The 12,304-nt window shown below is 70.6% G+C and carries 11 protein-coding genes and 1 riboswitch; of the genes, 4 read left to right on the top strand and 7 right to left on the bottom strand.

All coding sequences use genetic code 11. The features are described 5' to 3' along the window. Nucleotides 1–160: 160 nt before the first annotated feature. Entirely contained in the window at nt 161–826 is a 666-nt protein-coding gene (locus tag ABD089_RS06935) for a hypothetical protein (RefSeq protein ID WP_343885557.1), read from the bottom strand. Nucleotides 827–987: 161 nt separating this feature from the next. Beyond that, complete coding sequence (locus ABD089_RS06930) at nt 988–2,517, bottom strand: DEAD/DEAH box helicase (RefSeq protein ID WP_343885556.1); 1,530 nt, start codon at nt 2,515–2,517, stop codon at nt 988–990. Between the two features lie 435 nt (nt 2,518–2,952). On the opposite strand from ABD089_RS06930, the gene ABD089_RS13815 reads away from it, so the two are divergent. Then, nucleotides 2,953–3,129, top strand: a complete 177-nt coding sequence (locus ABD089_RS13815) for a KUP/HAK/KT family potassium transporter (protein WP_386769184.1) — start codon at nt 2,953–2,955, stop codon at nt 3,127–3,129. Nucleotides 3,130–3,137: 8 nt separating this feature from the next. On the opposite strand, the gene cobA is transcribed toward ABD089_RS13815, so the two are convergent. The 5 genes from cobA to ABD089_RS06905 are packed head-to-tail and all read right to left on the bottom strand — an operon-like array spanning nt 3,138 to nt 6,600. Then, on the bottom strand, nt 3,138–3,893 hold the full coding sequence (gene cobA / locus ABD089_RS06925) for a uroporphyrinogen-III C-methyltransferase (protein WP_386769186.1): 756 nt from the start codon (nt 3,891–3,893) through the stop codon (nt 3,138–3,140). Then, nucleotides 3,893–4,798, bottom strand: a complete 906-nt coding sequence (locus ABD089_RS06920) for an energy-coupling factor ABC transporter ATP-binding protein (RefSeq protein ID WP_343885553.1) — start codon at nt 4,796–4,798, stop codon at nt 3,893–3,895. Before ABD089_RS06920 ends, cobA begins: the two co-directional genes overlap by 1 nt. After that, nucleotides 4,795–5,574, bottom strand: a complete 780-nt coding sequence (gene cbiQ, locus ABD089_RS06915) for a cobalt ECF transporter T component CbiQ (protein ID WP_343885552.1) — start codon at nt 5,572–5,574, stop codon at nt 4,795–4,797. The genes ABD089_RS06920 and cbiQ overlap by 4 nt, the downstream gene beginning before the upstream one ends. Continuing rightward, nucleotides 5,574–5,948, bottom strand: a complete 375-nt coding sequence (locus ABD089_RS06910) for an energy-coupling factor ABC transporter substrate-binding protein (protein ID WP_343885551.1) — start codon at nt 5,946–5,948, stop codon at nt 5,574–5,576. The genes cbiQ and ABD089_RS06910 overlap by 1 nt, the downstream gene beginning before the upstream one ends. Further along, complete coding sequence (locus ABD089_RS06905; RefSeq protein ID WP_343885550.1) at nt 5,941–6,600, bottom strand: energy-coupling factor ABC transporter permease; 660 nt, start codon at nt 6,598–6,600, stop codon at nt 5,941–5,943. Before ABD089_RS06905 ends, ABD089_RS06910 begins: the two co-directional genes overlap by 8 nt. 178 nt (nt 6,601–6,778) lie before the next feature. Further along, nucleotides 6,779–6,914: riboswitch (cobalamin riboswitch) on the top strand. Between the two features lie 36 nt (nt 6,915–6,950). Here ABD089_RS06905 and cobN point away from each other — a divergent pair. From cobN to ABD089_RS06890, 3 genes are read left to right on the top strand one after another with little or no spacing between them, the layout of a single operon-like run. Beyond that, on the top strand, nt 6,951–10,622 hold the full coding sequence (cobN, locus tag ABD089_RS06900) for a cobaltochelatase subunit CobN (protein WP_343885549.1): 3,672 nt from the start codon (nt 6,951–6,953) through the stop codon (nt 10,620–10,622). Then, entirely contained in the window at nt 10,619–11,494 is an 876-nt protein-coding gene (locus ABD089_RS06895) for an SAM-dependent methyltransferase (protein ID WP_343885548.1), read from the top strand. Before cobN ends, ABD089_RS06895 begins: the two co-directional genes overlap by 4 nt. After that, a complete protein-coding gene (locus tag ABD089_RS06890; protein ID WP_343885546.1) occupies nt 11,491–12,234 on the top strand; it encodes a cobalt-precorrin-6A reductase in 744 nt (247 codons plus the stop codon). The genes ABD089_RS06895 and ABD089_RS06890 overlap by 4 nt, the downstream gene beginning before the upstream one ends. Nucleotides 12,235–12,304: the final 70 nt, after the last annotated feature.

Below are 12,304 nucleotides of genomic sequence, written 5' to 3'. Positions count from 1 at the left end.
AGGGAGCGGCGCTGGTGCGCCGCTCCCTTGTCGTTGTGTAACAGGTGCTGCGTCCGCCAATTTCGCCAGCTGGGAGCGATGTGGTCCCGTGGCGGGACCGGATTGCCCTGACGTGGCGATTTTGGCGTAACGGGCTCGGCACGAGCCGCTCAGCAGCGGGTCAGCGAGGGCCGCCACCGGGACCACCTCCACGAGGACCACCGCCACCGGGGCCACCGCCACCGGGACCGCCACCACCAGGTCGACCGCCGGGGCCGCCGCCGAAGAAGCCGCCACCGCCGCCTGGACCGCCGCCGCCGCCGAAGAAATCACTGCCACCGCCGCGGTTGTTCCCACCGAAGAAGTTGCCACCACTGCTTCCGAACAAGCCGCCACCCTGGTTGCCGAACTGGTTGTGGTTGCGGTTGCCGAACAGGCCGCCGCCCAGGATCCGGGACAGGAAGCCCGGACGCCCGCCGAGCCCGTCGCCGCCGGTCAGCACACTGAAGATGCCCGAGCCGATGAAGCCGCCGGCGACCGAGGTCAGCAGCGTCTTGCCGGTGGACGAGCCGATCGCCGACTGCGCGCTGCCGAGGACGTTCTGCAGGCTGCCGGGCTGGGCCACCTCGAGCCGGGTGGCGGAACGGGCCAACGAGGACGCGGAGGCGTCGGCCGGGGCCTCTGAGGTCTTCGACAGGGCTTGGAGCACCTCCTGGCGCTCGGCCGGGGTCATCGCGGCGAAGGCCTGCTGGTGCGCCTGCTCGATCTGGTCTGGGGAAGCGGTGCGCAGCAGGTACTGGTAGCGGGCCACCGCGTCGCCGGTGTTGCCGGTGCTGTCCGTGGTCATCTGGGGGTCCTTCCTATGGGCTTGGTACCAGTGTGGGAAGCCAAGCCCGTGCTCGGCTGTAGTCGCCCTGTCCGCTCCCTGTGAACCCATGACGAACGACTGGGGAGGCCCCGCCTCGAACTCAAGCGGGACTTCCCCAGTCGTGGGCGTGCAGGTACAGGTCAGCGACGACGACCCAATGCACTGGAGAAACCAGCCGCGCCCTTGCTCGAAGCAGCCGCCGAAGTGCCCCTCGGCGCGCCACCGGGACGACGCGCGCGGCCCGAACCATTGGCATGGTCGGTGGATGAGCCCTGCTGGCTGCCACCCTGGCTGGCGGGGGCTGCGTCACCGCGTCCCCGGCCACCGCGGGTGCCGCGACCACGTCCGGAACCCCCACCCTGGCCGCCGGGGCGACCCTGGCCGCCGGAGCGACCCTGACCGGAACCCCCGCGTCCGCGTCCACCCTGACCGCCACCCTGCCGGGAGCGGGTCTGCTCGGCGTCGGGACGATCCGGGTAGGCGGTTGACTCGGCATCGGACGGGCTGAGGTAGGTGCGCGCGCCGGGGGCCAGCTCGTCCAGTACCGCGCGGTCGGCGTTGCTGACCCGCGGCTTGATCTTGGCGGCGCGCATCAGTCCGCGGACCTCGCCGCGCTGCTCGGGCGTGGCGATGGTGACGACCGTCCCGGCCTTGCCCGCGCGGGCGGTGCGTCCGGAGCGGTGCAGGTAGGCCTTGTGCTCGGCCGGCGGGTCGGCGTGGACGACCAGGTCGACGTCGTCGACGTGGATGCCGCGAGCGGCGATGTCGGTGGCCACCAGGGTCTCGACGCGGCCGGAGTGGAAGGCCTCCATGTTGCGGGTGCGGGCGTTCTGCGCGAGGTTGCCGTGCAGGTCGACCGCGGGGACGCCCTTGGCCAGCAGCTGCTTGGCGAGCTTCTTTGCGCCGTGCTTGGTGCGGGTGAACAGGATCGTCTTGCCCGGGGAGGCGGCCAGATCGGCCAGCACGTCGGTCTTGTTGCCCGACGAGGTGACCTCGAGGACGTGGTGGTCCATGGTCGAGACCGGGGAGACGGCCGAGTCGGCCTCGTGGATGACGGGCTGGTGCAGGTAACGCTTCACCAGCACGTCGATGCCGTTGTCGAGGGTGGCCGAGAAGAGCATCTTCTGCGAGTCGGCGGGCACCTTGTCGAGGATCTTGCGCACCATCGGCAGGAAGCCCATGTCGGCCATGTGGTCGGCCTCGTCGAGCACGACGACCTCGACGGACGCGAGGGAGACCGCGCCCTGGCCCATCAGGTCGAGCAGGCGGCCGGGGCAGGCGATCAGCACGTCGACGCCGCGGGACAGGGCGCGTACCTGCGGGTTCTGGCCGACGCCGCCGAAGATGGTCAGCGCGTTGAGCTCGGTGGTGGCGAGCAGGGTCTGCAGCGACTCCTCGATCTGGGAGGCCAGCTCACGGGTGGGGGCCAGCACGAGCGCACGGGGCTGCTTGGCGGTGCGGCGCCTGGGCTGCTCGAGCAGGTGCTGGACCAGCGGGAGCCCGAAGGCGAAGGTCTTGCCCGATCCGGTGCGACCGCGGCCAAGGACGTCGCGTCCGGCCAAGGAGTCGGGCAGCGTGGCCGCCTGGATCGGGGTGGGAGAGGTGATGCCGCGGGTGGAGAGGGCATCGGACAGCGTCTGGGCAACGCCCAGTGAAACGAACTCTGACAAGGGTTGGTGAACCAATCTTGGTCGGTGTCCTGCACGGCGCGCTCAGCTTGTTCCACCCTGTGGCGGTGCGGCGCGGCCAGCGGATCCGGGGCTGTGCCACCGGTTCCGATCACCGAGGGCCCGCTGCAGAACTGGTCGGGCCAACCGCTCCAGACTACCGGGTCGTCCCGGTTGTTGGAAAACCCATTGCCTTCCCGCGGGAGCCGACCTAGCGTGGAGGCACACGGAAAGGAGGTGGTCCGAGGATGTATTTCCACAGGACGAGTGAGGTGGCTGGCCGCTAGGCAGCCCATCGGGACTTCCTGGTGAATCCCACCAGTCATCGAGCCCGCGGGGGTCCGGATTCGTCCACCGGACGTACACCCCGCGGGCTTCTTCATGCCCGGGCGGCATGCGTCGCCGTGAGTTGCCCGGCGACGGTGCGATGCCCGGCAGCTGCGCCCCCGGTACTTCCTCTCCCGCACCGAGCTCGTCGGCCATCGACAGGGCTGGAATGCCCTACGAGAGCCGCTCTTCCTGACCATGCACCACAATGCCGCGGACGGGGCAGCGGTGTTGCACCTGCCGACCGACCGGACGATCGTGATGGGTGCGCGGATCGACCTGGGCTGAGGGTGGGGTCAGCGTGCTGTCGCGTTGGCGTCCCAGCCGGCGACCGCACCGATGATGGTGACGGCTGGCGGGTGGACACCGGCGGCATCGGCCACGATCGAGGCGAGCGTGCCACGGAAGACCTGCATGCTCGCGGAGGCTGCGTCGGCGACGACGGCTGCCGGGGTTGCCGGGGACAGGCCCCCGTCGACCAGTGCGTCCACGATCGCCGGGAGATTGGCGACCCCCATCAGCACCACGATCGTCAGCCCGGGTTGGGCGATCGCGGCCCAGTCGACCTGGCTGCGCGGGTCACCCGGCGGGACATGTCCGCTGACCACGGTGAACCCCTGGGACAAGCCACGATGGGTCACCGGGATGCCCGCGAGCTCACCCGCGGCGATGGACGACGAGATACCCGGGATCACCTGCACCGCTACACCGGCTGCGGCGCAAGCCTCCCACTCCTCGCTGCCGCGGCCGAAGACGAAGGGGTCGCCGCCCTTCAACCGGACCACCCGGCGACTGGCCCGGGCGTGCTCGACCAGCAGCTGGTTGATGCGCTCCTGCGGGACGAACTCGGCGCGCGGCAACTTGGCGACGTCGACGACCTCGCAGCCCTCGGGCGCCTCCTGCAGGAGTTCCTGGGGGGCGAGGTGGTCGACCAACAGCACGTCGGCCTGTTGCACAGCCCGGAGTCCCGCGACGGTGACCAAGCCCGGGTCACCGGGCCCGCCGCCGACGAGCGTGACGGTTCCGGGTTGCAGGGGGGCGAGGGAGTTGATCACGCGGAATCCTTCCATGGTTTGGGGGCGAGGTCAGGGGTGGATTCGGCTGGCGGGGAGGATCCCTCGACCGGTTCGGGGTTTGTACGCGTGGGCCCGGGGAACGTGGAGAGCAGGGCGTGGACCTCGTCCAGGTGGCGGGGGCGACCGGGAAGCCCCAGCCGGGATGCGAGCTCCAGGGGCCAGGGGCGGTGGAGCCGGGCCCGGACCAGCAGGTCGGCGTCGTCCAACACCTCGGGGGTGGGGCCTTGGAGCACCCGTCCGTCGGCGACGACCGCCGCCTCGTCTGCCCAGGCCAGCGCCAGGTCGACGTCGTGGGTGGCGAGCACCACGGTTGTGCCGGACCCAACCAGCCGCTCCAGCGCAGCGAGCATCTCGTGGACCCCGACCGGGTCGAGTCCCGCCGTCGGCTCGTCCAGCAGCAGCACCCGCGGCCGCATCGCGACCGCACCCGCCGTCGCGACCCGCTTGCGTTCGCCGTAACTGAGCTGGTGCGTCGGACGAGCGGTCAGATGGGTGACACCGAGCAGGCCCAGCGCCTCCTCCACCCGGTTGCGCACCTCGTCTTCGTCCAGGCCAAGGTTCATCGGACCAAAGGAGACGTCCTGTGCGACGTCCGCGCTGAACAGTTGGTCGTCCGGGTCCTGCAGCACCAGTTGGACGTTGCGTCGGTGTTCCCGCAATCCGGTGCGGTCATGGGCCAGCGGACGTCCGTCGACCAGCACTCGGCCAGCGGACGGACGATGCGCCCCTGACAAGCAGCGCAACAGCGTCGTCTTGCCCGACCCATTGGCGCCCAGCAGGGCCAACCGGCAACCTGAGGGCAATCGGAGGTCGGCGCCGGTCAGGACGGAGGTGCGTCCGTGCCCGGCCACCAGCCCCGATGCCTCGAGAGCGAGTGTCATCGCGCCTGCCAGCTGATCATCCACACCAGCGCCAGCACCACCGCGGTTCCTGCTCGCAAGGTCCAGCTGGCAACGCGTTTCGGGGCAAGGGTCGTGAGGCTGGATTCGTACCCGCGGCCGGCCAGCCCGTCCTCGAGTCGGCGTGCCCGCGTCCATGACCGGACGAGCACCGAACCGGCCGCATTCCCGGCGGCCTGCATCCGGCGGCGCAGCGCTCCCCGCCCGCGTGGGGTGTCCCCCAATCGCGCCACCTGCGCCTCGCGGATCGACAGCGTGGTGGCGAGCAGCACCCACAGCATCCGGTAGGTCAGCGAGGCGATCTCCACCAGCGGGCCGGGCAGGTGCAGCCGCCGGGCCCAGGTGAGCAGGTCGACCATCGGGGTGGTGGTGGCCAGCACCATCAGCGCGAGCGTGCCGGCGATCGAGTGCCCGACCAATCCGGCGGCGCGCGCCAGCCCGTCGGGACCGATCGAGAACGGACCCCAGCGCCACCAGACGTCCGCCGCCGCGACCCCGACCCCGAGCACCACCGAGACCGCGGAGATGGCGATGAAGGCCAGTGGTGCGGCCATCACCAGCAGCAGCACCCGGGCCGGGATCCGCGCGAAACCGACGATGACCACGGCCGCGACCAGGCTCACGAGCATTGTCGTCGGCCATGGGGGCAGCACCAGCGCGGTGAGCACGAGGCCGAGGCTGAGCACGACCTTCTCGCCGACCTGCCGAGCGCGCCAGGGCGAGGCCCAGGCCGCGTCGTCGATCCAGTGCGCGTGCATCAGCCCTCGTCGACCTGGCTGCTTGAGGAGTCGGGGTGCTCGGGATCGTCGGTGCTGGAGGAATGCCCGGCGCGCTCGACCTGACGCCCCCGAAGGTTGCCGACGAAGTACCCGAACAGCCCGGCCCCGATCGCCGCCTGCAGCGCGAACAGGCCGGACTCGATCTCGGAGCTGCCAGGTGAGAAGAGCGGCTTGAACCATGGTTCGACGCCCGACTCGGAGAGGGTCTCGGTGACCACGGCGTCCGTCCCGGCGAAACCTTCCTGGCCGTCGTGTGGACGTCCGAACCACAGCGACGCGGCGAAGATGGCGACGATCGCGACAACCAGCGCAGCAGTGCTCAGCAGGTGGGTGTTCCAGCGACGATCACGCATCGGCCAACACCCCCATCCGGTTGAGGTCGTCAGCCGCAACCCGGGACAGGAAGCGCAGCACCAGCACACCCAGCAGACCCTCCATCACGCAGAGCGGGATCTGTGTCACAGCAAAGATCCCGAGGAACTTGGCCAGTGCGCCGGCGATGCCGGACGATGCGTCCGGGTATGCGATCGCGAGCTGCACCGAGGTGGTGACGTAGGTGGCCAGGTCAGCCAGCGCCATCGCGGCGAAGACCGCCACCGATGTGCCGAATCGACGCAGCGTCCGCCATGCCGCATACCCAGCCCACGGCCCGACGATGGCCATCGAGAAGGCATTGGCGCCCAGCGTCGTGATGCCGCCGTGGGCGAGCAACAAGGCTTGGAAGAGGAGCACGACCGTCCCCAGGAAGGCCATCACCGGGGGACGGAAGAGCACCGAGCCCAGACCCGTCCCGGTCGGGTGCGAGGACGATCCGGTCACCGAGGGCAGCTTGATCGCCGAAAGGACGAAGGTGAACGCGCCGGCAGCCCCCAGCAGCATTCGGTTCTCGGGGTTCTTGCGGGTCTCCGCGATCACGGCGCGGGCACCGTGGACGACGAACGGCGCGCTCGCGCCGTACCAGATGGCGCACTGGATGGGGGAGAGAAAGCCCTCGGCTATGTGCATGGTGGTCCCTTCGGGATGACGCGTCCCGGGTAGTCGGATTCCATGGCGGGCGAGTTCCTGGCTCCCGTCCCTCGTCGTGCAGGGGACGAACACAGTGGCGCGACCGTGCCGGCTCGTCCGGCTTCCTCGCTCCCGACATGGGGTGTGGAGTTGTGCTGGCTGACATCCTCGCACAGCGGCTGGCCAGCCCGGCTAGGGTTGGCGCAGCTCGTGGCAAGGAACCCGGTGCGAGTCCGGGGCGGTTCCGCCACTGTGTCCTCTGGGTCTTCCCGGCCGAGGGGCAGCCAGACACTGGCCACGGGTGATCCCACCTGACCATCCGGGGCGAGAACCCCGACGGAGGAGCCACGATGCGTCTCGCGCTGCTGTCCACGTCCGACACCGACCTGCTCTCGGCCCGCGCGAGTGGCGCCGACTATGTGCTCGCGAACCCCTCCCGTCCCGCACACCAGGGCCTGCTGGACGAGCTGCGCGGCTGCGACCTGGTGGTGGCGCGGATCCTGGGTGGCCCGCAGGACCTGTGTTCCGGGTTCACCAAGGTGCTCGCGGCTGGCGTCCCGATGGTGGTGCTGGGCGGTGAGCAGGCCCCCAGCGCGGAACTGATGGAGCTGTCGACGGTGCCGATGGGCGTTGCCGCGCAGGCCCACGCCTACCTGGCCGAGGGTGGCCCGGAGAACCTGAAACAGCTGCACGGCTTCCTGTCCGACACGGTGCTGTTGACCGGCGAGGGTTTCGAGCCACCGGTGTCGGTCCCGAGCTGGGGTTGGGCGCCCAGGCCCCTCGACAAGCTGCGGGATCGTGAGGGCGTGCCACGCGTCGGCGTTCTCTACTACCGCGCGCAGCACGTCGCCGGGAACAACGCCTTCGCCCATGACCTCGCCGATGCCATCGACGCCACCGGCCAGGCCATCGGGCTGCCGATCCATGCGGGCTCCCTGCGCGCCGCTCCCGACGAACTCTACGAAGCCCTCGGGACGCTGGACGCGCTCGTCGTCACCGTCCTGGCCGCCGGTGGATCGACCCCGGCCACCGCGTCCGCCGGTGAGGACGACGAGAGCTGGGACGTCGCCCGGATGACCGCGCTCGACATCCCGGTGATCCAGGGGCTGTGCCTGACCAGCTCGCGCGCCGAGTGGGAGGCCAGCGACGACGGCGTCACCCCACTCGATGCCGCCAACCAGATCGCCATCCCCGAGTTCGACGGACGCATCATCGGGCCGCCCTTCTCCTTCAAGGAGTTCGACGCCGACGGGCTGCCCCGCTATGTCGCCGACCCCGAGCGCTGCGCCCGGCTCGCGCAACTCGTCGTCCGGCATGCGCGGTTGCGTCGGATTCCCAACGCCGACAAGAAACTGGCGCTGGTCTTCTCCGCCTACCCGACCAAGCACGCGCGGATCGGCAACGCCGTCGGGCTCGACACGCCCGTCTCCGCGATCCGGCTGCTGCGCCGGCTGCGGGACGAGGGCTATGACCTGGGCGGCGACAACGACGTCACCCGGCTGCTGGACACGGACGACGACGTCGCCGCGGGCACCGCGCTGATCCACCAGCTCATCGCCGCGGGCGGGCAGGACGAGGAATGGCTGACCAATGCGCAGCTCACCGACGCGCACGTCCGCATCACGTCCGAGCAGTACCGCGAGTGGACGCGTGACCTGCCCGCCGAACTGCGCGACGCGATGGCCGAGGCCTGGGGCGAGGGTCCGGGGACGCTGTACGTCAACGATGCGGGCGAACTGGTGCTGGCGACGCTGCCGGTCGGCAACATCGTGATCCTGGTGCAGCCGCCGCGCGGTTTCGGGGAGAACCCGGTCGCGATCTACCACGACCCGGACCTCGCGCCGAGCCACCACTACATCGGCGCCTATCGCTGGATCGAGCACGGATTCGGGGCGGACGCGGTCGTCCACCTCGGCAAGCACGGCTCCATGGAGTGGCTGCCCGGCAAGACCGCGGCGCTGTCGAAGGCCTGTGGCCCGGACGCGGCGATCGGTTCGCTGCCGTTCATCTATCCCTTCCTTGTCAACGATCCCGGGGAGGGAGCGCAGGCCAAGCGCCGGGCGCACGCCGTGATCGTCGACCACCTGGTTCCGCCGATGGCCCGTGCCGAGAGCTATGGCGACATCGCCCGGCTCGAGCAGTTGATGGATGAGCACGCCAACATCGCCGCCATGGACCCGGGCAAGCTGCCCGCCGTCCGCGGCGAGATCTGGGCGCTGATGCGCGCCGCCGAGATGCATCGCGACCTCGGACTGGACGAGCGCCCCCAGGACGAGGAGTTCGACGACTTCCTGCTGCACGTCGATGGCTGGCTGTGCGAGGTCAAGGATGCGCAGATCCGCGACGGGCTGCACGTGCTGGGCGCCGCGCCGGTCGGGGAGGCGCGGGTGAACCTGGTGCTGGCGATCCTGCGGGCGACGCAGGTGTGGTCGGGGTCGCGAGGGTCGGTCCCGGGGCTGCGGGTGGCGCTGGGGCTGGGTGTCGATGATCCCCTGACCAGGGTGGACGAGGTGGAACAGCAGGCAAGGGCCTTGGTCCAAGGGATGGAGGACGCAGGCTGGGATGTCAGCGCCATCGAGTCCGTGATCGCGGGGTCCGGGAGCGTCGGTGAGGGGTCGGGGAGCGTCGGTGAGGGGTCGGGGAGCGTCGGTGAGGGCTCGGGCAATGTCCGAGAGGACGTCGCCAAGGTCCTGCGGTTTGCAGCGCAACAGGTCGTCCCCCGGCTGGACAGGACCACCGACGAACTGGACGCCGTGGTGCACGCGCTGGCGGGCGGATTCGTCCCTGCCGGACCCTCCGGATCGCCCCTGCGCGGGCTGGTCAACGTCCTGCCCACCGGGCGCAACTTCTACACCGTCGACCCACGCGCGGTCCCCAGCCGGCTGGCTTGGCAGACGGGGCAGGCGATGGCCGAATCCCTGGTCGCGCGGCATCTGGAGGAGACCGGGGAGTACCCCAAGCAGGTCGGGCTCTCGGTCTGGGGCACGTCCGCGATGCGCACCAGCGGCGACGACATCGCCGAAGTGCTCGCCTTGCTGGGCGTCCGTCCAGAATGGGACGAGGCATCGCGTCGGGTGAGCGAGCTGGTCGTCGTCCCGCTGGAGGAACTGGGACGTCCGCGGATCGACGTCACCGTTCGGATCTCGGGCTTCTTCCGCGACGCCTTCCCGCACGTCGTCCGGATGCTCGACGACGCCGTGCAGCTGGTGGCAGCGCTCGCCGAGCCGTCCGAGCAGAACTATGTCCGCGCGCACACTGACGCCGACCTGGCCGAGCACGGCGACCTGCGGCGCGCGACGACGCGCATCTTCGGCTCGAAGCCCGGCAGCTATGGCGCCGGGATCCTGCAGGTGGTCGAGTCGGGCAACTGGCGCAGCGACGACGACCTGGCCGAGGTGTACACGACCTGGGGCGGCTACGCCTACGGGCGCGAGCTGGACGGCGTCCCGGCGTCTGACGACATGCGGCAGAACTACCGGCGCATCCAGGTGGCCGCGAAGAATGTCGACAACCTCGAGAGCGACGTGCTCGACTCGGACGACTACTACCAGTTCCACGGCGGCATGGTCGCCACGGTGCGGGCGCTGACCGGGGTCGAACCCAAGGCCTATGTGGGCGACTCGACCAGCCCCGACCGGGTGCGGACCCGCTCCTTGGCAGAGGAGACGGCGCGGGTGTTCCGGGCGCGCGTCGTCAACCCCCGGTGGATTTCCGCGATGCAGCGGCACGGATACAAGGGCGCCTTCGAGTTGGCTGCGACCGTCGACTACATGTTCGGCTTCGACGCGACCGCGGGCGTCGTGCACGACTGGATGTATGACAAGGTGGCGCGCGAATATGTGCTGGACGACACCAACCAGCAGTTCATGCGCGAGGTGAATCCGTGGGCGCTGCGCGGGATCGTGGAGCGGTTGCACGAGGCAGCCGACCGGGGCCTGTGGGCCGAGCCGGACGCTGAGTTGATGGCCCAGATGCAGGCGGTCTACCTCGAGCTCGAGGGCGACCTGGAGGAGGGCCAGTGAGCGTCCAACGGTCCAGGGTGCCCGAGGGCCAGGCAACGAACCCACAGGTCGAGGTAGCGATCCCCGAGCTGGTCGAGGGGGCCCCCCAGCCGGCCGTCACCAGGATCCGCGTCCTCGGCATGGGGATGGGACCTCGGCACGTGACCCCCGAGGTCTCCGAGGCCCTGCGGGATTGCTCGTGCGTGGTCGCTCTGGACAAGTCCGCGACCCCCGGAGCGCACGCCGGGGACGCCAGGGATGAGCAGCTGGCGGTCCGGCAGGCGGTCGCCGACGCCCACGGGGTGCCGGTCGTCGTCGTCCCGGACCCACCGCGGGACCGTAACGACCCCACCGACTACCGTGCCGCCGTCGCCGACTGGCACGCGGCGCGGGTCGAGGCGCTGGCGTCCGCCTTGCACGACCGGGCCGGAACCGTTGCCCTGCTGGCCTGGGGCGACCCCTCGCTGTACGACTCCATGATCCGGTTGGCGGAGCAGTTGGCCGACCGCTTGTCTTGCGATTGGGACGTCCTGCCGGGCATCTCCGCCCCGCAGTTGCTGGCGGCGCGGCACAAGATCGTCCTGCACCGGGTCGGGGAGCCGGTGCACATCACCACCGCACGTCGGCTGCCGGAGGCGCTCGCCCAGGGACAGCGAAATGTCCTGGTGATGTTGACCGGGGCGCGAGTGCTGGACGAGTTGGCGGTGCGCCCCGAGCTGACCGGATGGCAGCTGTGGTGGTCGGCGAACCTGGGTGCTGCCGGGGAACGCAATGTGTCCGGTGTGGTGCCCGAGGCGGTCCCGCTGGCCAGGACGGCGCGGGCCGAGGCGCTCGCAGCCGACGGCTGGGTGATGGACCTCTTCCTGCTGCGTGCGCCGGGGCAGTCATCGTGAGGGTGCTGTTGTTGGGCGGTACCGCAGAGGCGCGTGAGCTCGCGGCACGGCTGGTCGAGGCGGGAGTGGAAGTGACATCGTCCCTTGCGGGACGGGTATCCCAACCCCGGCTGCCCGTGGGACCGGTGCGGATCGGGGGCTTCGGTGGGGTGGCCGGGCTGCGGAACGCGCTGGCCGACTTCGACCTGGTCGTCGACGCCACCCACCCCTTCGCGCAGGGCATGTCGGCCAATGCGGTCGCAGCGTGCGCGACGGCGCTCCCGGACCGACGACTCATTCCGCTGCTGCGGTTCGAGCGCCCGGGCTGGGCGGCGGACCCGGCGTGGCACCTGGTCGCCGGCCACGAAGAAGCCGCACGGGTCGCGGCCGGGTTGGGTCAGCGTCCGTTCATCACCGTCGGACGCCAGGAACTCGCCCGTTTCGTGCCCGAACTGGGGGCGCGGCAGGCGGTGGCGCGCGTGGTCCAACCACCCGAGATGGAGGTCCCGCAGGCGTGGCTGGTGCTCACCTCCCGCGGCCCCTACACGCTGGAGGGCGAGTTGGCCCTGATGCGCGAACACGCGACGGACGTCCTGATCACGAAGAACTCCGGCGGGTCATTCACCTGGCCGAAGATGCAGGCGGCGGCCCAGCTGGGGGTGCCCTGCGTGGTGGTCCAGCGGCCGGCGGCACCGGTGGGCGTGACCTGCGCCGACACCGTTGACGAGGCCGTCTCGTGGGTGGCCGCACAGGGTCACTGAGCGAGGCCCGCCAATAATGACGTCAGGGCTGCATCCGGTCCCGTGGCGGGACCGGATCGCTCTGGGCTGG

The sequence above is a fragment of the Luteococcus sanguinis genome (assembly GCF_039527675.1).
Classification (GTDB): domain Bacteria; phylum Actinomycetota; class Actinomycetes; order Propionibacteriales; family Propionibacteriaceae; genus Luteococcus; species Luteococcus sanguinis.
This window is presented reverse-complemented; position numbering and strand designations above follow the sequence as displayed.

Coding starts and splice junctions, on each gene's coding strand:
- ABD089_RS06905 (WP_343885550.1), bottom strand. CDS start 6,600: ATGCACATAGCCGAGGGCTTTCTCTCCCCCATCCAGTGCGCCATCTGG.
- ABD089_RS06935 (WP_343885557.1), bottom strand. CDS start 826: ATGACCACGGACAGCACCGGCAACACCGGCGACGCGGTGGCCCGCTAC.
- ABD089_RS06910 (WP_343885551.1), bottom strand. CDS start 5,948: ATGCGTGATCGTCGCTGGAACACCCACCTGCTGAGCACTGCTGCGCTG.
- ABD089_RS06920 (WP_343885553.1), bottom strand. CDS start 4,798: ATGACACTCGCTCTCGAGGCATCGGGGCTGGTGGCCGGGCACGGACGC.
- cobN (WP_343885549.1), top strand. CDS start 6,951: ATGCGTCTCGCGCTGCTGTCCACGTCCGACACCGACCTGCTCTCGGCC.
- cbiQ (WP_343885552.1), bottom strand. CDS start 5,574: ATGCACGCGCACTGGATCGACGACGCGGCCTGGGCCTCGCCCTGGCGC.